The 26,320-nt window shown below is 46.8% G+C and carries 25 protein-coding genes and 1 pseudogene; 10 read left to right on the top strand and 16 right to left on the bottom strand.

The window, feature by feature from the left end; translation table 11 throughout:
• Positions 1–16: 16 nt before the first annotated feature.
• The 5 genes and pseudogenes from M0696_RS16215 to cotNH form a co-directional block, all read right to left on the bottom strand.
• A pseudogene (locus M0696_RS16215) lies at positions 17–1,988 on the bottom strand (S9 family peptidase).
• A gap of 108 nt (positions 1,989–2,096) precedes the next feature.
• A complete protein-coding gene (thrB, locus tag M0696_RS16220; RefSeq protein WP_166848760.1) occupies positions 2,097–3,026 on the bottom strand; it encodes a homoserine kinase in 930 nt (309 codons plus the stop codon).
• Complete coding sequence (gene thrC, locus M0696_RS16225; RefSeq protein ID WP_166854599.1) at positions 3,023–4,081, bottom strand: threonine synthase; 1,059 nt, start codon at positions 4,079–4,081, stop codon at positions 3,023–3,025. Before thrC ends, thrB begins: the two co-directional genes overlap by 4 nt.
• Positions 4,081–5,382 carry a homoserine dehydrogenase gene (locus tag M0696_RS16230; RefSeq protein WP_166848757.1) on the bottom strand — a complete coding sequence of 434 codons (1,302 nt, stop codon included), beginning with the start codon at positions 5,380–5,382 and terminating at the stop codon, positions 4,081–4,083. Before M0696_RS16230 ends, thrC begins: the two co-directional genes overlap by 1 nt.
• Before the next feature lie 200 nt (positions 5,383–5,582).
• A complete protein-coding gene (gene cotNH / locus M0696_RS16235) occupies positions 5,583–6,602 on the bottom strand; it encodes a spore coat-associated protein CotNH (protein WP_166854598.1) in 1,020 nt (339 codons plus the stop codon).
• Positions 6,603–6,754: 152 nt separating this feature from the next.
• Between cotNH and M0696_RS16240 the strand changes: the two genes are divergently transcribed.
• Positions 6,755–7,255, top strand: a complete 501-nt coding sequence (locus M0696_RS16240; RefSeq protein ID WP_222141970.1) for a phosphatidylglycerophosphatase A family protein — start codon at positions 6,755–6,757, stop codon at positions 7,253–7,255.
• A 23-nt stretch (positions 7,256–7,278) separates the two neighbouring features.
• Here the strand turns inward: M0696_RS16240 and nucF are convergent, their stop codons facing one another.
• From nucF to M0696_RS16255, 3 genes are read right to left on the bottom strand one after another with little or no spacing between them, the layout of a single operon-like run.
• Entirely contained in the window at positions 7,279–8,049 is a 771-nt protein-coding gene (gene nucF / locus M0696_RS16245; protein ID WP_248602160.1) for a 5' nucleotidase NucF, read from the bottom strand.
• Between the two features lie 28 nt (positions 8,050–8,077).
• The gene (locus M0696_RS16250; protein ID WP_222141972.1) at positions 8,078–8,512 is read right to left on the bottom strand and encodes a DUF86 domain-containing protein; all 435 of its coding nucleotides are present in this window, start codon (positions 8,510–8,512) and stop codon (positions 8,078–8,080) included.
• A gap of 24 nt (positions 8,513–8,536) precedes the next feature.
• Positions 8,537–8,812: a YutD family protein gene (locus tag M0696_RS16255; RefSeq protein WP_003228682.1), complete on the bottom strand. Its 276-nt coding sequence runs from the start codon at positions 8,810–8,812 to the stop codon at positions 8,537–8,539.
• A 111-nt stretch (positions 8,813–8,923) separates the two neighbouring features.
• Here M0696_RS16255 and M0696_RS16260 point away from each other — a divergent pair, with 111 nt between their 5' ends.
• Positions 8,924–9,559 carry a YhcN/YlaJ family sporulation lipoprotein gene (locus tag M0696_RS16260; protein ID WP_166848746.1) on the top strand — a complete coding sequence of 212 codons (636 nt, stop codon included), beginning with the start codon at positions 8,924–8,926 and terminating at the stop codon, positions 9,557–9,559.
• Between the two features lie 15 nt (positions 9,560–9,574).
• On the opposite strand, the gene lipA is transcribed toward M0696_RS16260, so the two are convergent.
• Positions 9,575–10,471, bottom strand: a complete 897-nt coding sequence (gene lipA / locus M0696_RS16265; protein ID WP_003222888.1) for a lipoyl synthase — start codon at positions 10,469–10,471, stop codon at positions 9,575–9,577.
• 234 nt (positions 10,472–10,705) lie between these two features.
• Between lipA and lytH the strand changes: the two genes are divergently transcribed.
• On the top strand, positions 10,706–11,686 hold the full coding sequence (lytH, locus tag M0696_RS16270) for an L-Ala--D-Glu endopeptidase (protein WP_166848743.1): 981 nt from the start codon (positions 10,706–10,708) through the stop codon (positions 11,684–11,686).
• Between the two features lie 27 nt (positions 11,687–11,713).
• On the opposite strand, the gene yunB is transcribed toward lytH, so the two are convergent.
• The 6 genes from yunB to M0696_RS16300 all read right to left on the bottom strand — a co-directional run bounded on the left by yunB (position 11,714) and on the right by M0696_RS16300 (position 16,402).
• The gene (gene yunB / locus M0696_RS16275; protein ID WP_222141973.1) at positions 11,714–12,481 is read right to left on the bottom strand and encodes a sporulation protein YunB; all 768 of its coding nucleotides are present in this window, start codon (positions 12,479–12,481) and stop codon (positions 11,714–11,716) included.
• Between the two features lie 71 nt (positions 12,482–12,552).
• Positions 12,553–12,858, bottom strand: coding sequence for a YunC family protein (locus tag M0696_RS16280; RefSeq protein WP_166848738.1), 306 nt, complete (start codon positions 12,856–12,858; stop codon positions 12,553–12,555).
• A 63-nt stretch (positions 12,859–12,921) separates the two neighbouring features.
• Complete coding sequence (locus M0696_RS16285) at positions 12,922–14,310, bottom strand: bifunctional metallophosphatase/5'-nucleotidase (protein WP_222141974.1); 1,389 nt, start codon at positions 14,308–14,310, stop codon at positions 12,922–12,924.
• A gap of 19 nt (positions 14,311–14,329) precedes the next feature.
• On the bottom strand, positions 14,330–15,151 hold the full coding sequence (locus M0696_RS16290; RefSeq protein WP_222141975.1) for a sulfite exporter TauE/SafE family protein: 822 nt from the start codon (positions 15,149–15,151) through the stop codon (positions 14,330–14,332).
• 17 nt (positions 15,152–15,168) lie between these two features.
• The gene (locus tag M0696_RS16295; RefSeq protein WP_222142447.1) at positions 15,169–16,017 is read right to left on the bottom strand and encodes a DUF72 domain-containing protein; all 849 of its coding nucleotides are present in this window, start codon (positions 16,015–16,017) and stop codon (positions 15,169–15,171) included.
• A gap of 37 nt (positions 16,018–16,054) precedes the next feature.
• The gene (locus M0696_RS16300) at positions 16,055–16,402 is read right to left on the bottom strand and encodes a YunG family protein (RefSeq protein WP_248602161.1); all 348 of its coding nucleotides are present in this window, start codon (positions 16,400–16,402) and stop codon (positions 16,055–16,057) included.
• Positions 16,403–16,516: 114 nt separating this feature from the next.
• On the opposite strand from M0696_RS16300, the gene M0696_RS16305 reads away from it, so the two are divergent.
• Positions 16,517–17,782, top strand: coding sequence for a glycosyltransferase (locus M0696_RS16305; protein WP_248602162.1), 1,266 nt, complete (start codon positions 16,517–16,519; stop codon positions 17,780–17,782).
• Positions 17,783–17,796: 14 nt separating this feature from the next.
• Here M0696_RS16305 and M0696_RS16310 read toward each other — a convergent pair whose 3' ends face one another.
• Positions 17,797–19,140, bottom strand: coding sequence for an allantoinase (locus M0696_RS16310; protein ID WP_248602163.1), 1,344 nt, complete (start codon positions 19,138–19,140; stop codon positions 17,797–17,799).
• A gap of 176 nt (positions 19,141–19,316) precedes the next feature.
• Here M0696_RS16310 and pucR point away from each other — a divergent pair, with 176 nt between their 5' ends.
• From pucR to M0696_RS16340, 6 genes are all read left to right on the top strand, one after another.
• Complete coding sequence (pucR, locus tag M0696_RS16315; protein WP_248602164.1) at positions 19,317–20,912, top strand: purine catabolism transcriptional regulator PucR; 1,596 nt, start codon at positions 19,317–19,319, stop codon at positions 20,910–20,912.
• Between the two features lie 146 nt (positions 20,913–21,058).
• Positions 21,059–22,408 carry a nucleobase:cation symporter-2 family protein gene (locus M0696_RS16320; protein WP_248602781.1) on the top strand — a complete coding sequence of 450 codons (1,350 nt, stop codon included), beginning with the start codon at positions 21,059–21,061 and terminating at the stop codon, positions 22,406–22,408.
• Positions 22,409–22,413: 5 nt separating this feature from the next.
• Positions 22,414–23,697 carry a nucleobase:cation symporter-2 family protein gene (locus tag M0696_RS16325; RefSeq protein ID WP_248602165.1) on the top strand — a complete coding sequence of 428 codons (1,284 nt, stop codon included), beginning with the start codon at positions 22,414–22,416 and terminating at the stop codon, positions 23,695–23,697.
• Between the two features lie 20 nt (positions 23,698–23,717).
• Positions 23,718–25,202: a factor-independent urate hydroxylase gene (gene pucL, locus M0696_RS16330; protein WP_248602166.1), complete on the top strand. Its 1,485-nt coding sequence runs from the start codon at positions 23,718–23,720 to the stop codon at positions 25,200–25,202.
• The gene (uraH, locus tag M0696_RS16335; RefSeq protein WP_248602167.1) at positions 25,202–25,552 is read left to right on the top strand and encodes a hydroxyisourate hydrolase; all 351 of its coding nucleotides are present in this window, start codon (positions 25,202–25,204) and stop codon (positions 25,550–25,552) included. Before pucL ends, uraH begins: the two co-directional genes overlap by 1 nt.
• 305 nt (positions 25,553–25,857) lie before the next feature.
• Entirely contained in the window at positions 25,858–25,974 is a 117-nt protein-coding gene (locus tag M0696_RS16340) for a YjcZ family sporulation protein (RefSeq protein ID WP_166848712.1), read from the top strand.
• Positions 25,975–26,320 lie beyond the last annotated feature (346 nt).

The raw sequence follows: 26,320 nt of genomic DNA on the forward strand, positions 1-26,320 counted from the left end.
CAGCCTGGCTTTTTTATTAGAGATATTGATCAAACCATGAGCTGATATAATTCAGTCGCTTGATCCGCTGTCCCGGATGACCGCTGCGTGACAAATTGTGCGACGCTTTCGGAAAACGGACGAGCATGGTTTCCTTGTCCATTTTTTTCAAAGCGATAAATAGCTGCTCCGCCTGCTCGATCGGGCACCGGTCATCTCGCTCGCCATGCAGGATCAAAAGCGGTGTCTCCACGTTTGCTGCGTATTTTAAAGGAGAACGGTCCCAGAGCTTTTCTGTGTCAGCAAACATGTCATGCTCTAGCTGCCAGTCTGTGAAGAAATAGCCGATATCACTGACGCCATGAAAGCTGATCCAGTTTGAAATCGAGCGCTGGGTGACGGCAGCTTTAAAGCGGTTCGTCTGTCCAACGATCCAGTTGGTCATAAAGCCTCCGTAGCTCCCGCCCGTGACACCAAGCCGTTCAGGATCAATCTGTGGATCTCTTTTGATAGCCTCATCCACAGCCTGCATCACATCCTCATAATCCTTTCCTCCATAATCTCCTCTGACGGCGTTCACAAATTCCTGCCCGTAACCGTGGCTTCCTCTCGGATTGACATAAACCACTGCGTACCCTTTCGCCGCCAGCACCTGAAATTCATGAAAATATGTATGTCCGTACATCATGTGCGGACCGCCGTGTATGTTGAGAATAAGAGGATATGATGTTTCACCTTCCGCCTGTGCAGGTTTTATCAGCCAGCCGTTCACCGTCACGCCGTCTTCTGTGACATATTGAATATCTTCAGGTATTGAAATCGTATGCTCGCCGACAAACTTGTCATTCGCACCAGTCAGCCGTCTCTCTTCCTGCCCAAGCGGGAGGCTGTAAAGCTCGCTTGGTCTGTCCGGCTTTGTCACACTGGCAATAAAGTGTTGTTCGTCAGGTGAAATGGAAAAACTATTAATGTACTCTTTTTCGAGACGTATCGGATACACAAGGCCTTCAATCGAAATATAATAGATCCCCGTACTGCCTTGATCTGTGCCAATGACATAAAACCCTTGGCTGTCTTTCGTCCAAACCGGGCGCTGTTCGGCACCTCCGATCAGTGAATCTCCAATGAGCGCATCTGCTAAATGAACGTCAAGCATTTCAGTCAGACATGTAAGGTTGTCTTGTTTCATATCATAGAGCCATGCCTTTTCGAACGTTGCATTCTGATATTCCTTTTCATGTCCAAGCAAAGCAAGATACCTTCCGTCCGGTGAAAATGAGCTTGGTCCGAATGAGCCGCGATGAGACGTAATCTGCTTGAGATCTCCAGTATCCAGCGACATCATGCAGACATCGTGCGGCTTGCTGGCATCATCCGTTTCAGTCAAATTAGCTGAGAAAACAAGCCATTTGCCATCAGGAGAAAAAGCAGGATCACCATGATCGGCTTTGTGATTTGTCAACTGCTTTACTTCGCCAGACTTCACGCTGACAAGCACAAGCTGGGCATACGCACCTCTCGTCAGTCCTTTGCCGTCCCGTTTATAGGCTAGACCTTGAACTTCAACAGGTTCAAAGCTGTCCGGCTCCGCTTTCACGATCATTAATACTTTCTCCCTCTCCCAAACTGACAGTGACAAGGATCGATTCACCATCCGGGGACCATATTGGCTTTGACACGCCATACGGGATATTAGTCAGTTTTCTCGCTTCCCCGCCTTCAGCGCTCATGATATACAGCTGTGCTGCATCACCTTCACGATCAGAAATAAAGGCAAGCGTGATCCCGTCCGGAGACCATCTTGGATCCGTGCATCGCTTTTCTCCATGTGTCCAAGGAACAGACCCGCCGCTTTTCGTTTCATAGACCCATATATTTGATGTATACGAATCTTTCTCGGAATTCACTTGTGACTGCACGTATGCGGCACGGGTGCCGTCTGGGGCATATTGAGGATCGGTTACAGAGACAATCGCTGTGATGTCTTCTGCGGTTATCAGCTTTTTCATGTTCATCTCCTCCTTTTTACAACTATTTCGTTTTTCTAAATAAAAACTCCTTTATCTCCAGCAGAAAAAAAGCGCCCTCCGCTGATGCTGAGGGACGCTTGGCATGATCTATACACTTTTCACTTGATATAAAGGATTTCGCTCTATTATACTTCCCTCTTTCGGAACGGTCAAAGCGTCGACTTCACAATGAGGGAAATGAAGCGCGAGCTGTTCTTTGAGCTCTTCTCCCTTTCCTTTTTCAGTCATAACGAGAATCGTCGGGCCTGCCCCGCTGAGAGCCGTTCCGTATGCGCCCTTCATCTCGGCGACGTGTTCTACTTTTGACAGCTCAGGGACAAGCATCGCCCGGTACGGCTGATGGAACATATCCTTCTTCATGATTTTTCCGACGCGCGGCCAATCCTTGGACATGATGGCAGCAATGAGTATATTGCTGACTGCACTTGCTTTTACAGCGTCCGCATACGGAAACTCTTTCGGAAGTACGTCTCTTGCGTCTCTTGTCAGCACTTCGTAAAAAGGAATGACAACGACAACATCAATGTCAGCATCGGGGACGCGGATCATTTGTGTCTCGTCATCTTCATGAAGGCCGATGACAAGTCCGCCAACGAGAGAAGCGCCCGCATTATCCGGGTGTCCTTCTTCAAGACTGGCTAAATGCAGCTTGTCCGCTTCAGTCAGCTTTAAGCCGCATAATTCATCAGCCAGTTCAACGGCTGCTACAATCGCTGCAGCGCTGCTGCCAAGGCCGCGTGCGAGCGGGATGTCACTCCACACCTTTACATGGACAGGAGGCATTTCTTTGCCATACAAATCTGCTGTCCGTTTCGCCACTTGATAGATCAGATTATCTGTACCCGCCGGGATTCCGGCGACTGTTTCTGTTTCAGCTTCAAAAGACCATTTGTCGCTCTCAAAGACGGTCAGCTTCAAATATCTGCTGAGCGCCATTCCAACCGAATCGAAGCCGGGGCCTAGGTTAGCCGTGCTTCCGGGAACAGTGACAGTGAACAGCATGTCGGCTTCGTTCATACACGGGCCGCTCCTTTTAAATATTCAAGGATGCTGTCTTCATTCGTCGGCAGTGTGATCGGCTTGATTTCTGAAATGTCGACCGCTGTATTCGGATCTTTCAGTCCGTTTCCTGTTAACACAGCGACAACCTTGCTGCCTTTCGGAATTTCTCCGGATTTCACCTGTTTCAGAATGCCGGCGATGGAAGCGCAAGATCCCGGTTCTGCAAACACGCCTTCTTCACGGGCGATCAGCTGATAAGCGTGAAGGATTTCATCATCAGTGACTTCGTCAATTTTCCCGTTGGATTCCTCAGCTGCCTTTACAGCTTTGTCCCAGCTTGCCGGGTTTCCGATACGGATGGCTGTTGCTATTGTTTCCGGATTTTCAATTACTTCATTGCGAACGATTGCCGCTGCGCCTTCAGCTTCAAACCCGCGCATTTTCGGAAGGCCTGTGCCTTTTTTCTCATGATATTCCTTGAAGCCCTTCCAATACGCTGAGATATTGCCTGCGTTTCCGACCGGAATCGCTAAAACATCCGGTGCTCCGCCCAGCTGCTCGCACACTTCAAAGGCTGCTGTTTTTTGGCCTTCAAGGCGGTAAGGGTTGACTGAGTTGACAAGGGCAATCGGTGATTTCTCACAGATGGAACGGACAATTTTAAGCGCGTCGTCAAAGTTTCCGTCGATTGCAATAATCTCGGCTCCGTACATAACAGCCTGAGCGAGTTTTCCGAACGCGATTTTTCCGTTCGGGATGATGACGATGCATTTCATGTTAGCTCGGGCTGCATAAGCAGCTGCAGCAGCAGACGTGTTTCCTGTTGACGCGCACATAATCGTATCGTTGCCTTCTTCTTTTGCTTTCGCCACAGCCATGACCATTCCGCGGTCTTTAAATGATCCCGTAGGGTTGACGCCTTCTGTTTTGACATGAAGCTCAATTCCGAGCTGCTCAGACAGTTTCGGCAGGTGAATAAGAGGTGTGTTTCCTTCATGTAATGTAAGCGCCGGTGTTTGATCTGTTACAGGTAAAAATTCTTTATATTGATGGATAAGCCCTTTCCACATTAGCTCCAACCGTTCCCTTCTACACGATATGTGCTCTTAACTTCTTGAACGACTTCCAAATCATTTAGGTTTTGCAGGATATCACTGAAATCAGCTTCTGATGTATGGTGCGTGACAATTACAATTTCCGCTAACTCATCATGACCTTTAATCGGCAGCTGCAGGATCTTTTCAAAGCTTACGCCCCGTTCCGAGAACACAGACGTAATTTTCGAGAATGAACCGACCTGGTCTTTGACGTGAATTCTTAAGAATTGCTGTGCGTAAATGTCAGACGGCGACTTCATGTTTTTCTCGTATTGCGGTCCGACAAAGCTGTTGCCAGTTACGCCGAGGCGCATGTTTTTCATAACCGCGACAAGGTCAGAAACAACAGATGTCGCAGTCGGCATGCTTCCGGCTCCCGGCCCGTAGAACATCGTCTCACCGACGGCCTCTCCGTATACATAAACGGCGTTAAACTCATTATGCACAGCAGAAAGCGGATGGTGATCAGGAAGCAATGTCGGCTGTACGCTGACTTCAATTTTGCTGCCATCACGCTGAGCAATCCCGATCAGTTTCATCGTGTAGCCTAGGCGTTTGCTGAAACTGATATCCTCATCTGTAATTTGAGAGATACCCTTTACTTTGACGTCTTCCAGATCGACATTCATTGAGAAGCCGAGGCGCGCCAAGATTGCCATTTTCCGTGCGGCGTCTAGCCCTTCCACGTCTGAAGTCGGGTCAGCTTCGGCAAAGCCGAGATCCTGCGCTTCCTTGAGCACTTCCTCATAAGGGCTTTTTTCTTTGATCATTTTTGTTAAGATAAAGTTCGTTGTTCCGTTCACGATCCCCATCATTTTTGTAATTCGGTCTGATGAGAGGCCTTCCTCTAACGTGCGCAGAATCGGAATCCCGCCGGCAACACTGGCTTCAAAGTAGATATCGCAGCCATTTTCCTTCGCTTCCGCAAGCAGCTCGGATCCGTACACAGCCATTAAATCTTTGTTTGCTGTGACAACATGCTTTTTCGATCTCAGCGCGTCGACCAAATATTGTTTTGTCTGTTCAACTCCGCCGATCACCTCGATGACGACATCAACATCTGGATCATCAATGACATCATACACTTCTGTCGTGAGCACTTCCTTCGGCAAATCTACTTCTCTCTTTTTCTCTAGATCTTTTACAAGCACTTTTTTTATCGTAACCGGACAGCCGACCTGATGCATCAGCTTATCCTGATGGTCTTGAATAATTTTAACGACACCGCTTCCGACGGTACCTAAACCTAAAAGCCCTACACGAATTGCTTTCAAAAAAACTCCACCTTTCTTTTGATTGTCCTCTTGAAAAAGACAATTGTTAACTCAACACAGACATATAAGTTACAAACATTATATAAGCCCACTCCTGTTTTGACAAGATAGCAATCGGCTGAATTTTAAGAATGTAAACGCTTAACATATTGATATGACAAGATTCTTTATTTTCTAATTATTTTTGTCAGATTTTCTCCTCACCTTGGGCTGCCTTTACCGAGCCAGTTCACGCGGGGAACAAATGGCTTTTGCGCCCGCATGTTCATGAATTCCTGCGCTGTATTGAGAAATTGCTCATAGCGTCCGCAGTCACTAAGAATGAAGTCAAGCTGCTCTTCGCAATAATGCTTTTCTGATTCTGATGACATGTAGTAGCTCTCCACGATTTCAAAATAATGAAGCGGAAAGAGCAGGCGGCTGTATAATAGACGTTTTGAAAACGAAGACAGCGGCGTAACTTGTTCGTATTCCTGCAAAAAGTGAAAGCCTTGTTGATTAAAATCTTGTCTGTGATGCAAAAACGTATGCCTCATATATTCAGCCAAATCACGTGAGGCGTGGTCAAATACCCAATCCGCAGGAATCCTGATCAGGGATTCGGGTGACCATGTATGTCTTTCCATCCGCTGATGGCATATCGTTCCTGAATCAGCGGCTTGGGGCTTGTCATCCAGCTCAGTGTCCACTAAATATTGTATCGCGTTTTCTGACAGCCCTAAATAATATGGAAATGATTCGATCATTTTTTTATCGAATGGCTCATGAGGTGGGGTATGAACCTTTCGCTGCCAAAACACCTCCAGCTGATCAATGCGTTTTCCCCACAGATCCTTCCACTGGCCGATTCTTCCGGCTGCCTTCACTTCATACGGATACCCTCTGCCTTTTCGGTGAAATTCCGCCAGCTCCTGTCCAATGGAGAACGCACGGTTTGAAAAAGGGGGTGCCGCCTTCAGCAGAGCGTACGTTTTCCCCTCATGTTCAAACGTCAGCTCACCTTCTTTTGTAAAGATAAAAACCGAAACGTATGGGTCACTTTGTTCTTGTAAATACTGACTCATGTAATAAAGCTCTGCCAGCTCTGTCTCTGAGAATTGGGAAACGGGGACAATCAGAAAGAATGAATTCGGTGTCTGAAAGCATTGATATGTGTGCTGGTACATCGAAAGCTGCCTGATGTGAATACCGTATTTTTCTTTTATTGTACCTTTCACAATGATCACCTGCCTGTTGAATTAGGGCTCATCACATCGTAGTCATACACGTCCGGAATTATGAATACATATTTTAATCCGACGAAGGCGCAAGAAAAAGTCGTAAACATCTCAAACATTTTGTATAAACTAGTAAAAAAGATTGGGTGAAGCTGATGTCAGAAAACGAACAAATCAATCAGATGGAAGCAAAAGCAAGAGCACGGATGAAGGAGCGCGGCGTTGAGGTATCAGACATTGCCGAGCTTGTCTTTTTTCTGCAGAAAAAATATCATCCGGATTTAACCATTGATGAATGCACGTTGAACGTCAATCGCGTTCTCGCAAAACGCGAGGTGCAAAACGCGATTTTAACGGGCATTGAATTGGATGTTCTTGCTGAGCAGAAAAAACTGTCTGAACCGCTGCAAACGATGCTGGAAACCGATGAAAGCCTATACGGAGTAGATGAAGTTCTGGCATTTTCCATCGTGAACATTTACGGATCGATCGGGTTTACGAACTATGGTTACATCGACAAAGAAAAACCCGGAATCCTTAAACAGTTAAATGATAAATCAACCGGCGAATGCCATACCTTTTTAGATGACATCGTCGGCGCGATTTCCGCCGCGGCCTCAAGCAGGCTCGCACACCGTGCGCGGCATACAGAATAAGGGCACCCTTTTGGGTGCCCTTTTTAAATGTATGGAATCCATTCAGTCAGAGAGTCAATGGCGTGAGTCGGTTTTTCCATATCGTCTGTCATATGCTCTCTTTTCGTTACGCCTGTGTGAACGAGCAGCGTATCCATACCGGCGTTAATGCCGGCCATAATGTCGGTCGCGTAGTTGTCGCCGACCATGAGTGTTTCGGATACATCTGTGCCTAGAACGCGCATCGCCTGCTCCATGATGATTGATTCCGACTTGCCGATAAATACCGGCTGTACGCCTGTGGATACGGTTAATACAGATGTCAGTGAGCCGTTTCCAGGCAGGAGGCCTCTTTCAGTCGGGATCGCAATATCTCCGTTTGTAGAAATAAAGCGGGCGCCATTTCTGATTGCCAGGCAGCCGACAGCAAATTTTTCGTATGTAATGGAACGGTCAATACCGACAACGACATAATCCGCGTTTTCCCCGCCAAATGTCAGGCCGTTTTCTTCAATCGCCTGGCGGATGCCTTCTTCCCCGATCACATATACAGACGCGTCTTTTTTCTGCTGGGCGATATGCTGGGCAGTCGCCATGCTGGTCGTGAAGACCTGCTCTTCCGTTGCGGGAATATCAAAAGACACAAGCTTGTCCGCTACCTGCTTCGGTGTCCGCGAAGAATTGTTTGTCACGAAAAGATAAGGAACGCCGCGATCTTTCAGCGTTCTGACAAATTCACACGCTTCCTCAATTTTTTCCGTGCCATTGTACATCGTTCCGTCTAAATCAATTAAATACCCTTTATATGTTTTCATTTCCAACACTCCTGTGGCTTTCCAGTTGTTATTTAAACGCAGAAACAGGACCAAGCTCTGTTTCCAAGTAGCTTCTGATCCGTTTCGGGAAGTTTTGAAGAGCTGTCTGATGTGCCGTGATCAGCCTGTAAAGCTCGTCGCTGTCAGCGAGCAGGTACTGCTGAACCAATGTTTTGCGGTAGGCGATCAATTTCTTAAGCTCAGTTCCCTCTTGTTCCGTGACAACTTTTTCATCAACAAGTATGTCCATAATGTCATCATAGCTGCCCGGGTCCCGCATAATAAAACCGTCAATCATGTCATTGCCTGTATCCAAAATGCATTCGATTAACAGATGGCCTATACGCTCAAGTGCCAGTCCCCCGATTTCAGACTGCCAGTCTAGTTGCGAGTTAAAAAACGACAGCTGGTGCTCAAAGAACCCGAGTGTTTGCTCGATCTTATTTCTGTCAACAAAATACATGACAGCATCCCCTTTTGTGTATATTTATTTTCTGATCCGTTTCAAGACAAAATACGCACAGCCGAAATTGCAGTATTCGTAAATGTATTCATCCAATGTACTGATTTTCGTTTCGAAGGTTGCCTTTTGATTCTGGTCGTCAAAGAAGCCCTTGAGCCTGAGCTGACCGTATCCCCAGTCTCCCACAATATAATCGTATTTATTTAAAATATCGGAGTAGCGGGCTTTAAAAGCCTCTTCATTGAAGCCGTCTTTGAAATTGTGCACCAATTCAAATTCGGCATTTTGAATAAGAATCATGATCTCACCTCTTTTTCACTCATTCCTATCATAATTCATTGCCCCGTCCCCATCAATTGCTAAAGAATAAATCATGCAATTTGGCTACCCTACACATGAGGAGGGATTTAAATGAAACGAACTGCTGTCAGCCTCTGCCTGTTGACCGTGCTTTTATCCGGGTGCGGAGGTGCAGGATTGGACAATGCCGGGCAAAATGTCAGGAATCAGACGCAGAATCAAACCAGACCAATTCATGTATCTGATCGCAACGAGGCTTTTAACCGGCATGATGAGAATGAACAATTTGGCTATGTCCGCTATCAAAAAGAACAATTTGACGGCGAACAGCAGAAAACGCCGGTGATGAACCGGGAAGAAACCGCTCACATGATATCAAGTTTAACGGTTCAGCTCCCCCATATTCAAGATGCTGCAACATTGGTGACCGATCAAGAAGCGCTTGTCGTGTATAAAACCGATTCAAAAGATCGCGAACTGACCGCCGATCAGGTGAAGAAAACCGCTGCTTCTGTGATACCGCGGTACTATCATGTGTATATTTCCGATAATCCAAACCATATGCAGTCAATCGAAAATTACAGCAATCTCGGATCCGGTTCAAGGGATATCAGAGAGATCATGTCGGGGACGATTCAAGAAATGAAAACCTCCCCGCAAGGAAACCCCGTCTCAGAAAATGAAAATGCCAACGGAGAAACCCGTCAGGACATGAAAATCGATAGGAATGACAAAAACGCCAGATGATCTGGCGTTTTGGCATTATGCTTGTGCTTGGCGCTTTTTAGATGCTTCGTTCACCTGTTCATCCGCATGGTAAGAAGAACGGACAAGCGGGCCGGCTTCGCAGTGGCTGAAGCCTTTTTGCATCGCGATTTCCTTTAATTCAGCAAATTCATCAGGGTGATAGTATTTTTGGACTTTCAAGTGTTTTTTCGTCGGTTGCAGATATTGGCCGATTGCCATAATATCCACGTTGTTTGCCAAGAGGTCGTCCATGACTTCAATAATTTCTTCCTTCGTTTCGCCGAGTCCGATCATGATGCTTGATTTTGTCGGAATGTCAGGCTGCATTTCCTTCGCACGGCGCAAAAATTCCAACGAACGGTCGTACGTCGCGCGCGCGCGGACTCTTGGCGTCAGGCGGCGAACCGTTTCGATATTGTGATTCAGGATGTCTGGGCGTGTATCCATCAAGGTTTTCAGGTTATCGTAGTTTCCGCCCATATCAGACGGCAGCACCTCAATTGTTGTGAACGGGCTTTTTCTGCGGATCGCACGGACAGTTTCCGCGAAAATGCCTGCCCCGCCGTCTTTCTGGTCGTCACGCGCAACAGCTGTAATGACCGCGTGTTTCAGATTCATAAGCGCAACAGAATCCGCTACGCGTTCCGGCTCCTGCAGATCAAGCTCAGTCGGAAGGCCCGTTTTGACAGCACAGAAACGGCATGCTCTTGTACAAACAGAACCTAAAATCATAAATGTCGCTGTACGTCTGACCGCCCAGCATTCATGAATATTCGGACATTTTGCTTCTTCGCATACGGTATGCAGATTGTTTTCCCGCATAAGTTTTTTGAGCCCTGTATAGTTTTCATTTGTATTTAATTTGATTTTGAGCCATTCGGGCTTTCTGAGGTGTTCGTCTTTCTTTGCCAATTCCCATCATCTCCAATATCCAATATACTCAATTTCTGACACGAAACATTCTGAAAACGAGAAAGGTGCAGGTTTTATTTCTGCAACAAAAATAATGTTTTTCTAACTAAAGAAAGTCTTTTCTTTAGACACTTTAACATAGGAAAAATTTCTCGACAAGGGAAGATCATTACTGACATTTTTAAGCCAGCTTGCCGCAAACTATGTGTATTCAATATGAAAGGAGATTATTTTGTGAAAGTTTTGTTATCCGCTCTTCTTCTCCTTTTGTTTGCGTATGAGCCTTCGGCATCTGGAAAAAAGCTTTCAGATCCAGTACTGTCAAAACGGATGGAATTATATCATAAAGTCGAAGCTGTGACGCAGATTCCTTGGTATGCGCTCGCCGCAGTAGACCAGTACGAGGAAAATGTGCGAAGCAACCGAAAAGATCTGCCTGACAAAGCGGGAATCATCAGCATCTATATACCGGATGAAATCTGGAGCGGGCCTGAAAACCCGAATCCGAAAGACGATGCGCCGTTAAGCATTAAAGTGTTTGACGGAATCGGAATGGATGGTGACGGAGATGGAAAAGCCGAGGTCAGCAATGACGAAGATATTTTGTATACATTCAGCCAATACTTGCTGTCGTATGGCACAGATGAGGACAATATCCGTATCGGGCTTTGGAATTATTACAGGCGTGATCAGACGGTCGGGATCATATCTGAATTCATGAAACTGTTTAAAGCTTACGGTCATATTGATCTGGGCGAGCATGCGTTTCCGCTTCCGATCAGAACCGATTACAGCTATCGCAGCACATGGGGTGATGCCCGCGGCTTCGGGGGGAGACGGATTCATGAAGGCACGGATATCTTTGCCCATTACGGCCTTCCTGTCAAATCAACCTGTTACGGCGTAGTTGAAATGAAGGGCTGGAACCGCTTCGGAGGATGGAGAATCGGCATCAGAGACATTAACAATACGTATCATTATTTTGCCCATCTCAATGGGTTTGCCAAAGGGATTAAAACAGGACAAATCGTTGAGCCTGGCCAAGTGATCGGATCTGTCGGCAGCTCAGGATACGGCCCGCCGGGAACAGCTGGTAAGTTCCCGCCGCACCTTCACTACGGGATGTATAAAGATAACGGAAAAACCGAATGGTCGTTTGATCCGTACCCGCATTTGCGAGCGTGGGAGCGGTATGAATACAAAAAAAAGAAATAACGAAAAGCCGCCTCTTCGACAGGCGGCTTATTTGCTGCTTTTTTCATTTTTCGATTCGGCACTGTCCTCTTCTTTTGTGCTTGGGAGCTGGACAGAAGGCGTGACACCTGAGCCGCCGCTTCCGTTATAAAACTGCGGCACTTCGCCCTGTACTGCTTTAATCGATACAGGAACATTATTTGTGACGACAGCGGTTTTGCTTGCAAACGGAATGATGACCTTCACTTTAATTTCAACAAAGATGCTGATATCAATAAGTGCATTATTTATGCCATACGGCTTGATTTTGGTTTTGACATCTGTAAAAGCGTCACCGATTAAATTGAACCGGACTGGGATTTTCGGCCCGAGGTTTCCGAGTAGGCTGTTGCCGGTTACCTGTCCCAGCGGAATGTTGATCATAATATTTTCACTGGCGCCGCTGTGTCCGGTGTGGGTTTCCATCTCTTTCAGATGAGCTTGAAGCTGCTTTGTTACTTTTGTTTTCACACTGTTTACGACCTGTGTATTAAAATCGATTGTCGTTAAGTTTCCGTTTTCATCAGAATTCATTTGAAACATATCTTTCATATTCTCACTGTCAGACATATAATCCTCAATCGAATCCTGGATCACCTCTGTCGCTATACGCTTCGTTTCCATCTCCCCGATGCTCATTAAAACAGGTTTGATCGAGCCATTGATCATCCAAAGGCTGACTGTAGTTGACAGGATAAAAAAGACAACTGACAGAAGCATCACATACCGGAAAGGCAAAGGTCCTCTCTTGCGAAAAGGGCCGCGATATCTTGGCAAGAAAATCCCCCCTTACATATCACAATGTATGCTTGTAAGAGGGGACATAGTAATAGCCGGGCCAAATTATTTTATTTCGCCATTTTTAAAAGTGCTTCTCTGCCGCTCATGCCGGCATGGATGCCGAGATCTTCCGCGGCGTACGTGACGGATTCTAAAGGTGCATCTAACAGCTGGTCAATGGTGCGTACACCAACTGCGCGCCCCGCCACAATGCCCCGCTCCTTTAATTTTTCATTCAGCAGCGCCACATCAAGCGCGCCGCACATAATGTATCCGTGATCATTTGTGACCGCCATAAAATTCGTTTTTGGAAGCTTCACTGTCACAGCTGTAAAAGGCTGTCCTTCTATCATGATTGGTGTCAGATTTACCACGTCAACCACTCCCTTCATCTTCACTTTATGATGAAGGGCACAGCTTGTTGTGGGCTGACCTCCTTATTGCGCGAGCTTCCAAGCGAGCAGATCCCGTAAAAACTCCGGCATAAAATATTCTTTTTCTGCGGCGTCGCGGATGATCGGAAACAGTCTGCCGAGCGTAAACATGTCAAGCACCGCAATAGAGTATTGTTTATGTTTTTCAATCTCTTCCCCGTTCAGCGTGATCCGTGTGACATGCGTGATTCCGTCATCCAGCCGTTTCGTTTCTACATCAACACCCGCGTACACCATTTTTCCCATTACTTCTCCGCGGAAGCCGAGTCCTTTGATCCGGAGCTGCTCCACTTGTTCGGAAGCCGCATGGACAATGGTCTCTTTCAGTTCTTCTCCCGTCAGGCGGACAGCTACCGGGTTGATCGGATGAGGGCAGATGCGGTGCAAATCCAGCTTCGTCACAGGACCCGCTTTCAGCGGACCGAGAATGACACCGGAATTCACCATACTGATGTCCGTCCCGCACCATTCCTTTAATGCGTATGCCAAAAGCAAAGGCAGCTCTGATTCTTCAAACCACTTCACCTCAGCATCTTGCGCGAGCTCCGCAACGGCCTCGGACATCTTATCCTCGGCTTCATGTTCTTTTTCATGAAGAAACGCTTTTGTTTCTGCTGATTCTCCTGTCCATTCCGCCATATTCTGTACTGACGCTGTTTTGCTGATGATGCTTCGCTGTATGCTGTCCACCGTGATTTCTACACAGCCGACATAATGCCCGTATTTCTCGGCGCTGGCAAGTAATACGCCGTTTACCTCTTGTCCATCTTCAAGCAAATGATGGGTGTGCGATTCGAGGATCACATCAATCTCAGGTACAGCTTCAGCCATCGCCTGATCATCAAGAATGCCTAAATGCGACAGTAAAACAATGATATCAGCCTGCCCTTTCACTTCTTGAATGGTTTCCTTTACGCTTTCAAGGGCGTCTGTTACTGTCCATCCCAGTTTGTCATAAACGGGATAATACGGCACAGTTACGCCTAAGAAAGCAATGGACATACCGTTTTTCAATGTTTTGATATGGTAAGGAACAGCCCAGGACGGACGGTTTCCATTTTTGTCATACAGATTCGAGACGATAACGGGAAATTCAGCATGATCATATAAGGCTGCGAGCTCTTCATGCGGAAGCGTAATCCCTTCGTTATTGCCGATCACCGCTCCATCAATGTGAAGACGGTTTAAGAGATCGACATTCGCTTTTCCGAAAGTCGCCTCTGTCACGAATTGAAAACGATCAAGATGATCGCCAATATCAAAAACGAGCGTCTCTTCGCTGTCTGATTGATGCTCTTTTCTTTTCTGCTCGATATAATCTACAATTTTCGGCCAGTTTTCAAAATGGCTGTGCAAATCATTTGTATGATATAAGCGGAGCTTCTCCTTCATATTATCTCTCCCTAATCGTTCAGCTGAAAATGCCTTCATAAATGAGCTGGCAGCCGATCAAAATCAATACGATCCGCATGATCATTACGATCGTTTTCGTCTGCATTTTTCTGTTGATGGCGGCGCCAAGCTTTCCGCCGAACCAAGCACCAGGCACAAGTGCGAGGGCATACAGCCAATTGACGTGCCCGGAAATAACATGTGAAACAGATCCTGTCATAGAGGACAGGAAAATAATAAACATGGACGTTGCCACCGCAACCTTCGGCGGGAACAGGAATAACAGCATCATCGCCGGAACCATGAGCGATCCGCCGCCTATTCCGAAAAGCCCCCCTAAAAAGCCGACGACAAAGGCAATCGCAATGCCAATGGGGGCCTGATATGAGTACGTATAAGGCTCACCTGCATCATCCTGAAATGTCCGAATAATCCCATTATGAGCTTTATTGACCGGCCGGGCTTTCGCCTTCAGCATTAAGGATAATGAGATAAGAATCATAAAAATGCCAAACCAAATGGAAAACGAGTTTGAATTGAACAGCTTTGACACGTAAGCCCCAATAATACTGCCGGGACCTGAACCGATAAAGAAAATGAGCCCGCTCTTATAATCAACGGTTTTATATTTAATATAAGCCAAAGTTGAAGAAAGACCCGTAAAAATAATGACCAAAAGCGAAGTTCCAATTGCGACCTGCGGCGTTACATCCTGAAACAGCGGCGTCACTGCGCTTAGAAACATAAGAGACGGCACGATGATAATTCCGCCGCCAAGCCCAATCAGACTTCCAACCGTACCTGCGATTAATCCCAGTACGACCAAAATCACAAACGACATCAATCAAAACCTCTTTTCTAAAATAAATCGAGCTGTCTCGGAGCAAGTCCGCTGTACTCGATATCAAGCAGTTCAAGCATCTGCTTGCCGTTATCCGCGGCGTCTCCGCCGGAATTGTTATTGAACAGGACAAAAACATCCTTACATTGCTGCTGCAATTCATTCAGGTGCTTTTTCCAATCCTCCAGCTCCTGTTGGTTGTAGCGGTATAGGTACCTGACCTCCCGCCAGTTTTTCCCGCCATCAGGCTTCATCCAGCCCTGCTTGTTGCGCCCGTGAAACCTGACGAGCGTTTTGTTTTCATCGGTCGCGCGCAATACAGTCGGAACGCTTCCTTCTCCGATTTGCGGTTCATCACAGACACTGTGAATCCAGCCTTCCGCTTTCATAAATGAAAGCGTCTGCTCATAAAATGGCGGAGAGAACCAGGAGCGGTTTCTGAATTCAAGCGCACATGGGATATCGCCCATTTGGTGCTTGCACCATCTCAAATAAGCGACATTCTCCTTCTTGCAGTCAAACCATGGCGGAAATTGAAACAGCACCATGGCAAGCTTATTGCTATGTAAATATGGGGTTAAAGAGACCTTAAACGCGGCAAACATCTCCTCTTTTGAGTCAAAGGGAATTTCTCCGCGCTGATGTCCCGTCATACCCTGATACGCTTTCACGATAAATTGGAAGGTTTCCGGCGTTTCCTTCACCCACTTTTCATTATTTCGCGCCGGCTGAATTGCGTAAAAGCTCGCGTCTAATTCAACGATCGGAAAATGGGAGGAATAGGCCTGCAATTTTTTCTGGCTGGCCGTTTTCGGCGGATAGATGCTGTCATGATCCCCCCATCCCGTCAGTCCGATATAAATCACAATCATTCACCTCTCTCCCAGTTTATCACACGTGTTTTCAGGTTTCCTCGGAAATGCTGTTCATATGGCGGGAAAATGCTGAATGAAGATGCTGGTATTGTTCCTCATTCGTATCTAAAAACGCTTCTTCTCTTGAAGAAGGAATGTGCTGATATTCAAGCGGCGCCTGAAACTGTTCACTCGTAAAATCGTACATCACGCCATTGATGCTGTTATAAAAATGCCAGCTCTCACCGACTTTTGTTTTGAAAATAGCGCCGCCGAATTGATCCTGAATCACCAATGCTGTCACTCCGCATTGGCCGCATGCCGGACATTCTTCTGTCCATTTAGAGCTCGTATGGCGCGACCAAGATTGCTTTAGTATGTATGTGACATGTTTCATTGCCTCCGCCGCCTCCCATTTAAAAAAGATACCACGTTGATTGCATTTTAAAAACTGATCAGATGCTTATGTATGATAAATTAGTGGTAATGAATGACATTCCGGAGGCGAATCATGAAAATCAACCTGCTTACGATCGGTACGAGGGGCGATGTACAGCCTTTTATCGTATTAGGAAAAGAATTATCCAAACGCGGACATCATATAACGATTTGCACTGGAGGCGCGTTCAAAGATCTAGCCGAGAAAAACAGGCTCACCTTTTCAGCCATCAGAGCTGATTACGCAGATTTGACGCAATCAGAAGAGGGAAAAAACATGCTGAAAGGGAATCTGATATCGATTGTCAGCCAAATGAAAACCGTCATTTATCCGATGATGGAACAAATGTTAGACGATATATGGGCGGCCTCTAAAGATGCTGATGCAATCATTTATCATCCTAAAGTATTTGGCGGTTATGATATAGCCGAAGCCCTGCACATCCCTGCCTTTATCGCTCATCCCGTTCCTGTTATAGCTCCCACCCGTCTTTTTACAAACCCTGTCTTACCGTTTGCCATGCAGAACGGAGCCCTTAACAGAGCCAGTTTTAAAATGAATCGATTATTGACCGCAGCGTTTTTTTCGCTGATTAACAAGTGGAGACATGAGACACTTAGCCTGCCTGATAAACGTTCTGTTTTTAAGGATGATTCCATACTGAATGGAAAGCATATTCCTGTTCTGTATGGGTGCAGTCCTTCCATCATTCCCTTTGACCAACAATGGAAAGGCCATGTTTCTATGCAAGGATTCTGGTTTTTAGACGAAGATGCCTGGACCCCTCCACCTGAGTTATTGCGTTTTTTAGAAGCGGGGCCGCCTTTTACGGTTAGCTTTAGCAGTATGCCATTACGAAACCCGGATCACATTCTGGACATGCTTCAGCAAGCATTCAAAGAAACCGGGCAGCGTGCCATTTTGCTGACGGGCTCGAGCGGGATTAAACAGACGATAGATTCACCTCATATTTTTACAGCCGGCTCCATTCCTCATGACTGGATTTTTCCTCAATCACAAGCTGTCATTCATCATGGAGGGGCTGGGACGACGGCCGCGGCATTGAAGGCCGGCAAACCTATGGTAATATGCCCATTCTCAGGGGATCAGCCTTTTTGGGCAAGAAAAATGCGAGACATCGGAGTGGCTGCTGCCCCTCTGAAAGAAAGGGATATGTCAGTTAAAGCCTTCGTTTCCAAGATCAATGAACTGGTTTCAAACCATACGTATTCTCAACGTGCATCTGAAGCTGCCTCTCTTATAGTTAAAGAAGATGGAGTTAGACATACTGCGGATTTTATTGAAGAAAAACTAGAGGAAAAAAACCCGGCAAAATAAATCTGCCGGGTTTTTTACGATGGAACGATCAGCGCTCCCTCAATTGCTCTTTCTGTTTTGTCCCTGCCACTGTACACACACCGGCCCCTGCTGTATGTAGCCGAAATGCCGCAGGGGAATGTATGTCCTTCGTAAATGCTATGCTTATGCTTCGCAAACATCGATTCTCTTGTGACAGTGTACGGCTCCATGCTGACGAGGACAAAATCCGCATCACATCCCGCTTCAAGCCGCCCTTTTTTCTGAAGTCCGAATCGTCTCGCAGGTGCAGCCGCTGTCCATTCAGCGATGGTTTCAAACGGAATTTGATGTTCAAGAGCCAATTCCAGCATTCCTAATAAAGTGAACTGTCCGCCGCTGATTCCGCCCCATGATAAAAAGAGATTATCCTCCCGCTTTAAGGATGGACGACAAGGGGAATGGTCTGAGGAAACCATGTCAATGTGCCCCGCAATGAGCGCCTCGATCAGCGCTTCCTGCGACTCCCGTGACCGGAGCGGAGGCGCGCATTTTGCAACAGAGCCCTTTTGCCGTAAATCGTCATGGCTGAACAAGACATAATGCGGGCATGTTTCGACCGAAACATCAAGCCCTTCCTGTTTCGCCTCTCTGATCAGCCGGACCGCTTTCGCCGTGCTGATATGGACAAAATGAACCGGACAGCCCGTCACCTTCGCATACTGAATCGTGCGATACACCGCTTCAGCTTCGGCTTCCTCCGGGCGAGAGGCGGCGTACGCATCTGCATCCACTTTTCCTTTATTGGCCAAAACCATCTGCAAATAGCTTGTGATCGCGTCGCTCTCGGCGTGAAGAGCGAGGATTTTTCCTGCAGCCGCGATTTCTGTCATGCCTTTGAGCAAGGTTCGTTCATCAACAGAGCGGAACTCGTCTGTGCCTGATTTTGATAAAAATGCTTTAAACCCGATCGCTCCCGCTTCAGCCATTGGGCGGATGTCATCGATGTGACCGGGCACAAGGCCGCCCCATAGCGCAAAATCCACGATTGACTTTTGCCTGCCGAGTTCGGCTTTTGCGAGAAGGTGTTCTGCCGTCACAGTTGATGGAATGCAATTGAGCGGCATATCAAAATAAGTGGTGCAGCCGCCTGCTGCCATCATCTGGGAACCTGTTTCAATCCCCTCCCAGTCCTCTCTGCCCGGTTCATTGAAATGAACATGGCAGTCTATCGCACCCGGAAACACATATTGGCCGTCTGCCTGGATCATTGCTGCCCCGCTTGCTTCAATGGCTGAACCAATCTCGGCAATGACACCATTTTGAACAGCAATATCAGCTTCTTTAACGCCGTCTGGCGTAACTGCTTTCGCACCTTTTATCACCATATCGTACGCCATATTGATCCCCCCTATGTAAAGTTGACGATTTTCCATGTCAGTTTATGTAACACAATCAGTTCTATTTTCAACAGTTTACTGCTACTATGATCGTATTACATCAGCAAAACCGCTAGAATTCCTATTGAAAATTATTCATCTTAACCAATATTTTTTATAGAAAAGGAGAATGCTCTATGAATATTTTTGATGTGATGAAAATACCGGCTTATAAAAACGCCAATTTAATCGCGGGAAAAGCAGGAGGAGAAAGAGAGGTTCAGCATGTCAATATGATGGACGCTCCGGATATCGCAGACTTTCTGCATAAGAACGAATTACTCGTCACTACCGCGTATCACCTGAAGGATCACCCGCACCAGTTATCTGAACTGATTCAGCAAATGGCAAAACGCGGCTGTGCGGGCCTCGGCATTAAAACAAAGCGCTACCTGGAGGATATCCCGAAAGAAATCATCGAGCTGGCCGATTCATACGCGTTTCCGATCATTGAGCTTCCAGAACACATCCGCCTCGGCGATATTGTAAATGCAACACTCAGCCACATTCTCGATATGCGTTCTAACGAGCTGCAGCAAGCCATTTACGCACACAAAAAATTCACAAACCACATTATGAGCGGAAAGGGGCTGCAATCTCTCCTTAAAAAGGTGTCAGACCTTCTTCAGCTGCCCGTGCTGCTTCTTGACCAGCATGCCAAAATACTGTCAGCATCCCATCAGATTTCATTTGAAACCGTAAAGCTGAAAAGCACCCTGAATACCGTATCCGGGCCGTTTTTCACTTGTTTCTCTACGTTCTCGGATCGAAAAACGTATTCTGTTCTTCCTATTTATAATCACGAAAAAAACTGCGGCTACCTGCTGATACCGGACATGGTGCAGGCTGGCGACAAAGGGTTGATTCTCACCATTGAGCAAGCAGCCAACGTGATTTCCTTTGAACTGCTGAAGGAAAATGCGCTGAAGCAATTCGGCCGGCGTGCGCGCAATGAATTTTTCAGCAATTTTATTGAGCGCTCATTTTCTTCAGACGACGAAATCAAAAACCGGGCGAAGGAGTTTAAGCTTCGCTGGGATCAAAAGTACATGTGCATTGCCGGAAAACTCGACCGCAATGACGAATCGATCAGCTTTACAGAAAATCAGCTCGCCTCCGACGGCGTATTCGAATTTCTTGAAGGCGAATTATCAGCCTTCCCGTTTCCGCCTCACCTCTTTATTAAAGGAAATGTCGGCATTATTCTGATCGAGGCGACAGACAGCTGGAGTGAAATGCACGCCTCGGTGATCAGCTTTTTAGAACAGTTTCAAACACAGGTCAAAGCGCAATTTAAACGGACTGTGTCCTTTGGCATCAGCAATATATGCCAAAGGCTCATTGACGTTCCCGACGCGTTCACAGAAGCTTCAGACGCTCTGCAATCAGGGCATTTGTCAAGAAGCACGGAGTTTATTCAAGTGTATCATGCCAAAGATGTGCCTGAGCTTCTCCGCCTGCTTCCTGTTGAAGATTTGAAGAAGTTTTACAACTCGACGCTTCAAAGCCTTGCTGAAAAACAGCAGGAGGACCAAAGCCTGCTTCATACGCTGTCCGTCTATTTAGAAACACACTGCCAAATTTCTGAGACGGCAAAGCGTCTGTACGTTCATCGTAATACGGTCATCTACCGCCTTGAAAAATGTGAGGAGCTGCTGGGCAAAAGCTTAAAAGATCCTGAGACGACGATGCGTTTGCGGCTTGCCCTACGGATGCAGCGGCTGATCAGCTAATGTTTGTCACATTCTCTTACAAACCGAATCGTTTTTCGTCACTTTCAGCAATAGCACCTGTCTTTTTCGGCTACTGTATCCAATGACACCCGATAATCGGCACGCTATCATGTTACTAAAGTTCACATATAAAAGGAGGGACTATGGTGAAACAAAAATCGTTCGCGGTGTTTACTCTTGGACTGCAACATGTGCTGGCCATGTATGCAGGTGCGATTTTAGTGCCCCTGCTTGTCGGCAGGGCGCTGAATGTAACACCTGAACAGCTGTCTTACCTGTTGGCGATTGACCTGTTAACGTGTGGCGTCGCGACACTTTTGCAAACCTTGCGCGGAGCACACATCGGCATCGGGCTACCCGTCATGCTCGGCAGTTCATTTGTGGCCGTCACCCCGATGATTGCAATAGGCGCGAATTACGGCGTTCAAGCGATTTACGGTTCAATCATCGCGACAGGAGTTTTCATCTTTATGTTTGCACGTTTTTTCGGCAAGCTGACCGCGTTATTTCCTCCTGTCGTAACAGGTACCGTTGTAACCTTAATCGGCCTTTCACTTGTTCCGACAGGTGTGAAAAATATGGCTGGCGGCGAAAAAATAAACGGCAGCGCCAACCCCGAATACGGCTCACTTGAAAACCTTCTTCTCTCTGTCGGCGTCCTTGTCCTGATTTTAATCCTCAACCGCTTTCTCAAAGGATTCGCCCGAACGCTGTCCGTTCTGATTGGAATCGCTGCCGGAACAGCGGCAGCAGCCATCATGGGTAAAGTCAGCTTTTCTGCAGTCGCTGAAGCCCCACTCTTTCAAATCCCGAAGCCGTTTTATTTCGGAGCCCCTTCATTTGAAATCGGCCCAATCTTAACGATGCTGATCGTCGGAATCGTCATTATTGTGGAATCAACCGGCGTCTTCTACGCTATCGGAAAGATATGTGACAAATCTTTAACCGAAAAAGACCTAGTCAAAGGCTACCGAGCGGAAGGAATCGCCATTCTTATCGGCGGACTGCTCAACGCCTTCCCCTATAATACCTTTGTGCAAAACGCCGGCTTATTGCAGCTGACAAAGGTAAAAACGAGAAATATCGTCGTTACCGCAGGCTGTATCCTTGTCTGTCTCGGACTGATTCCGAAGATTGCAGCCCTTGCTTCTGCCGTTCCTGCTGCTGTGCTTGGCGGCGCGACCGTCGTCATGTTCGGCATGGTGATTGCGTCAGGCGTCAAAATGCTCAGCACAGCGGATCTCAAAAATCAATATCACCTGCTGACCATCGCATGCTCAATCGCACTCGGCATCGGCGCCAGCACGGTGCCCGGTATTTTCGCTGAATTCCCCGCTCCAATCCGGATTCTGGTCAGTGACGGCACTATCACAGGAAGCCTGACCGCCATTTTTTTGAATGTATTTTTCAGCTTGCGCGGCAAAAAAGAAAAAACAGCACAGAAAACTGAACTTCCGGTATTAGACCATACACTCGCATTAGAAAAAGAGGTGTAAAAAAGATGAAGGAACAGCACAATGCCTTTCAACTGATGATGCTAGGACTTCAGCACATGCTTGCCATGTATGCGGGAGCGATTCTCGTTCCGCTGATCGTCGGAGCGGCGATTGGGCTGAATGCGGGGCAGCTGACGTACCTAATTGCGATTGATTTGTTCATGTGCGGGGCGGCGACTCTTTTGCAGCTCTATAAAAACCAGTATTTCGGAATCGGCCTCCCCGTTGTGCTCGGATGTACGTTTACCGCGGTCGGACCGATGATTTCCATCGGCAGCACATACGGTGTCTCAGCCATATATGGCGCCATTATCGCCGCAGGACTGATTGTCGTCTTAGCCGCGGGCTTCTTCGGAAAACTTGTCCGTTTTTTTCCGCCTGTCGTGACCGGTTCAGTTGTCATGATCATCGGCATCAGCTTGATTCCGACGGCAATGAATAACCTGGCAGGCGGTGAAGGAAGCAAAGACTTCGGTTCACTTGACAACGTGTTCCTCGGCTTTGGCGTCACAGCTTTTATCTTATTGCTGTTTTTCTTCTTTAACGGCTTTATCCGCTCCATAGCGATTTTGCTCGGCCTTATCGCAGGAACAGCGGCCGCATTCTTTATGGGAAAAGTCGATTTTTCTGACATCGTGGAGGCGTCCTGGCTTCATGTTCCGTCTCTGTTTTATTTCGGCCCGCCAACTTTTGAGCTGCCGGCTGTTGTCACGATGCTTCTCGTTGCCATTGTCAGCCTGGTTGAATCGACAGGCGTTTACTTTGCTCTCGCCGATATCACAAACCGCAGGCTGTCGGAGAAAGATCTGGAAAAAGGCTACCGGGCGGAAGGGCTTGCGATTATGCTTGGCGGCTTATTTAACGCGTTTCCCTATACAGCCTTCTCGCAAAATGTCGGTATCGTTCAGCTTTCAAAAATGAAAAGTGTCAACGTTATTGTCATCACAGGAATCATGCTGATGGGGATTGGACTGGTTCCAAAAGCCGCGGCATTGACAACAGTGATTCCAGCCCCAGTTCTCGGCGGCACGATGATTGTCATGTTCGGCATGGTCATTTCTTACGGGATCAAAATGCTTTCTATTGTCGATTTCGATACGCAAGGCAACCTTCTGATCATCGCCTCTTCCGTCAGCTTAGGGCTCGGCGCCACAACCGTTCCCGCGTTGTTTTCATCTCTTCCGGGCGCGGCCTCAGTCTTGGCTGGAAGCGGAATTGTAATCGGCAGTTTGTCGGCAATTGCACTGCACGCTTTTTTTCAAACCAATCAGCCAAATAGTGTGAAATAAAAACGTAAAGGAAGATGCCAATGTTCACAATGGATGACCTGAACCAAATGGACATACAAACACTGACAGACACGCTTGGATCTATTTTTGAACACTCTTCATGGATTGCGGAGAAAGCCGCGGCATTGCGGCCATATTCTTCCCTATCTGATCTTCACCACAAAATGACCGGCATTGTAAAAGCCGCGGACCGCCAGACACAGCTTGATTTAATCAACAAGCACCCCCGGCTCGGAACAAAGAAAACAATGAGTGTTACCTCGGTAAGAGAGCAGCAAAACGCGGGGCTCAGTAAACTTGAACAAGAGGAATACGAGGAGTTTCTCAAGCTGAATGAATGCTACTATGAACGCTTCGGCTTTCCTTTTATTTTAGCTGTAAAGGGAACAACGAAACAGGACATTCACCAAGCCCTGCTGGAAAGGCTTGAGAACGAACGAGAAACGGAGTTCCAGCAGGCCCTTAAAGAAATTTACCGCATCGCCCGCTTTCGGCTGGCGGACATCATAACTGAAAAAGGAGAGACGCAAATGAATAGAACTATGTCTTATGGCAAAGGAAATGTATTTGCATACCGAACGTTTTTAAAGCCGCTCACAGGTGTACGGGAAATTCCAGAGTCTTCTTTTACAGGGAGAGACAATACTGTCGTCGGAATTGATGTGACATGCGAAATTAGCGGAGATGCCTTTCTGCCATCATTTATAGACGGAGATAATACACTCGTCGTGGCTACAGACTCAATGAAAAACTTTATTCAGCGCCATCTCGCTTCCTATGAAGGGACGACAACCGAGGGATTCTTACACTATATGGCTCACCGATTTTTAGATACTTATTCTCATATGGACACGATCACTTTGACAGGCGAAGACATTCCGTTTGAGGCGATGCCTGCATACGAGGAGCAAGAACTCGGCACAAGCCACCTCGTCTTTAGAAGATCACGCAATGAACGCGCTCGGTCTGTGCTGAAAGCAGAACGAACCGGGGATACTTTAACGATCACAGAGCAGTACAGCGAAATCATGGATCTTCAGCTCGTCAAGGTGAGCGGCAACTCCTTCGTCGGCTTTATTCGAGACGAATATACAACTCTCCCGGAAGACGGCAACCGTCCTCTATTTGTCTATTTAAACATCAGCTGGCAGTATGAAAATACAGATGACGCACGTGCCACGGATCCCGCCCGCTATGTTGCGGCCGAACAAGTTCGCGACCTGGCGAGCACCGTTTTTCACGAGCTCGAAACCCCTTCAATCCAAAATTTAATCTATCATATCGGCTGCAGAATACTAATGAGATTCCCGCAGCTCACGGTTGTCAGCTTCCAATCCCAAAATCACACATGGGACACGGTCGTTGAAGAGATCCCAGGGTCGAAAGGAAAAGTCTACACCGAACCGCGCCCGCCATTCGGTTTCCAGCGCTTTACCGTGACAAAAGAAGACGCCGAGAAAGAAAAACAGAAAGCCGCTGAAGCATTAGGGAGCCTGAAGGCCTGATGGGAAATCTGACAACCCATATCTTAGATTTAACCTGCGGCAAACCCGCGGCGAACGTAAAAATTGACTTGAAGCGGCTGGGCGAAGAGATCATCCTTGTTAAAGAGGCCTTCACCAACGATGACGGCCGAGTCGATGCTCCGCTGCTGGCTGGTGAAGAGCTGGTGTCTGGAGAGTATGTGATAGACTTTCATGCAGGAGACTATTTTGCCAGTAAAAATGTGAATACGGCCGACCAGCCGTTTTTAACCATAGTTACCGTCCGTTTTCATCTAGCAGATTCAGATGCGAATTATCACATCCCGCTTTTGCTGTCGCCGTTTGGTTATCAGGTGTATAGGGGGAGTTAAAGAGGTAGCCCGCCGGTGATGCTGACTTTAATATGTGTAGGGGTTAGCTGGCAGCACCGCATAAATAAAAAACCTTCTCTATTTTGAGAAAGGTCCTGAGAATTACGTTTGAAAACAGTACGCAGCAATTTGGGTCATACTACAGGTTTCATTTTCTTATCCTAACTGTTTTAATCGTTTTTGATTATGCGTTCTCTATCAAGCCTTCAGACAAAAGATTCATTTTTTCTTATTTAGACTTAAATCTTTGTCGAAAATGATCGTCTGCCATATCTTATACTATTCTCACTTAAGGAGGTAGCAATATGGGTTACTCAAATGGTTATGGTAGCTCCTTCGCTTTGATTGTGGTGCTATTCATTTTGTTAATCATCGTTGGAACCTCTTTCTTTGGTGGTTTTCCAGAAGGCGTTCCAATTTAGTATGTTATAAGCACCTCCCTGTTTGGGCTAGACGCCATGAGAAATCTTTATGGCGTTTTGCTATATTCATTAACTAACGGTGTGCTGACAAAGGTTCTGAAAGAGAAATATAAACATCGTATTAGATTCAATTGTTTTTGAGACATAAAAAAAGACCCTCCGTTTTAGAAGGGATTATAGGAGTAATCGTTTTTCAGATTTTAAGACGATCTGAAGCGATATGAAATGTGTTTTGTTGGTTTTCTTTAAGTTGGTTCCGAAACCACATACTAAAGTCAACGCCTTCTCTCTTACACATTTAGACAAAATATTCATTTTCTCTTTTTTAGACTTAAATCTATGTCGA

Source organism: Bacillus rugosus, assembly GCF_023238245.1.
In the GTDB taxonomy this organism is placed as follows: Bacteria; Bacillota; Bacilli; order Bacillales; family Bacillaceae; genus Bacillus; species Bacillus rugosus.

What these genes read in the sequence shown, in the direction of transcription:
- M0696_RS16325 (WP_248602165.1), top strand. Translation starts at nt 22,414, where the DNA reads ATGAAGGAACAGCACAATGCCTTTCAACTGATGATGCTAGGACTTCAG.
- M0696_RS16340 (WP_166848712.1), top strand. Translation starts at nt 25,858, where the DNA reads ATGGGTTACTCAAATGGTTATGGTAGCTCCTTCGCTTTGATTGTGGTG.
- M0696_RS16285 (WP_222141974.1), bottom strand. Translation starts at nt 14,310, where the DNA reads ATGAAGGAGAAGCTCCGCTTATATCATACAAATGATTTGCACAGCCAT.
- M0696_RS16250 (WP_222141972.1), bottom strand. Translation starts at nt 8,512, where the DNA reads ATGTATTTTGTTGACAGAAATAAGATCGAGCAAACACTCGGGTTCTTT.
- M0696_RS16300 (WP_248602161.1), bottom strand. Translation starts at nt 16,402, where the DNA reads ATGAAACATGTCACATACATACTAAAGCAATCTTGGTCGCGCCATACG.
- pucR (WP_248602164.1), top strand. Translation starts at nt 19,317, where the DNA reads ATGAATATTTTTGATGTGATGAAAATACCGGCTTATAAAAACGCCAAT.
- M0696_RS16290 (WP_222141975.1), bottom strand. Translation starts at nt 15,151, where the DNA reads ATGTCGTTTGTGATTTTGGTCGTACTGGGATTAATCGCAGGTACGGTT.
- M0696_RS16260 (WP_166848746.1), top strand. Translation starts at nt 8,924, where the DNA reads ATGAAACGAACTGCTGTCAGCCTCTGCCTGTTGACCGTGCTTTTATCC.
- uraH (WP_248602167.1), top strand. Translation starts at nt 25,202, where the DNA reads ATGGGAAATCTGACAACCCATATCTTAGATTTAACCTGCGGCAAACCC.
- M0696_RS16310 (WP_248602163.1), bottom strand. Translation starts at nt 19,140, where the DNA reads ATGGCGTACGATATGGTGATAAAAGGTGCGAAAGCAGTTACGCCAGAC.
- thrB (WP_166848760.1), bottom strand. Translation starts at nt 3,026, where the DNA reads ATGAACGAAGCCGACATGCTGTTCACTGTCACTGTTCCCGGAAGCACG.
- thrC (WP_166854599.1), bottom strand. Translation starts at nt 4,081, where the DNA reads ATGTGGAAAGGGCTTATCCATCAATATAAAGAATTTTTACCTGTAACA.
- M0696_RS16255 (WP_003228682.1), bottom strand. Translation starts at nt 8,812, where the DNA reads ATGATTCTTATTCAAAATGCCGAATTTGAATTGGTGCACAATTTCAAA.
- M0696_RS16305 (WP_248602162.1), top strand. Translation starts at nt 16,517, where the DNA reads ATGAAAATCAACCTGCTTACGATCGGTACGAGGGGCGATGTACAGCCT.
- pucL (WP_248602166.1), top strand. Translation starts at nt 23,718, where the DNA reads ATGTTCACAATGGATGACCTGAACCAAATGGACATACAAACACTGACA.
- M0696_RS16240 (WP_222141970.1), top strand. Translation starts at nt 6,755, where the DNA reads ATGTCAGAAAACGAACAAATCAATCAGATGGAAGCAAAAGCAAGAGCA.
- nucF (WP_248602160.1), bottom strand. Translation starts at nt 8,049, where the DNA reads ATGAAAACATATAAAGGGTATTTAATTGATTTAGACGGAACGATGTAC.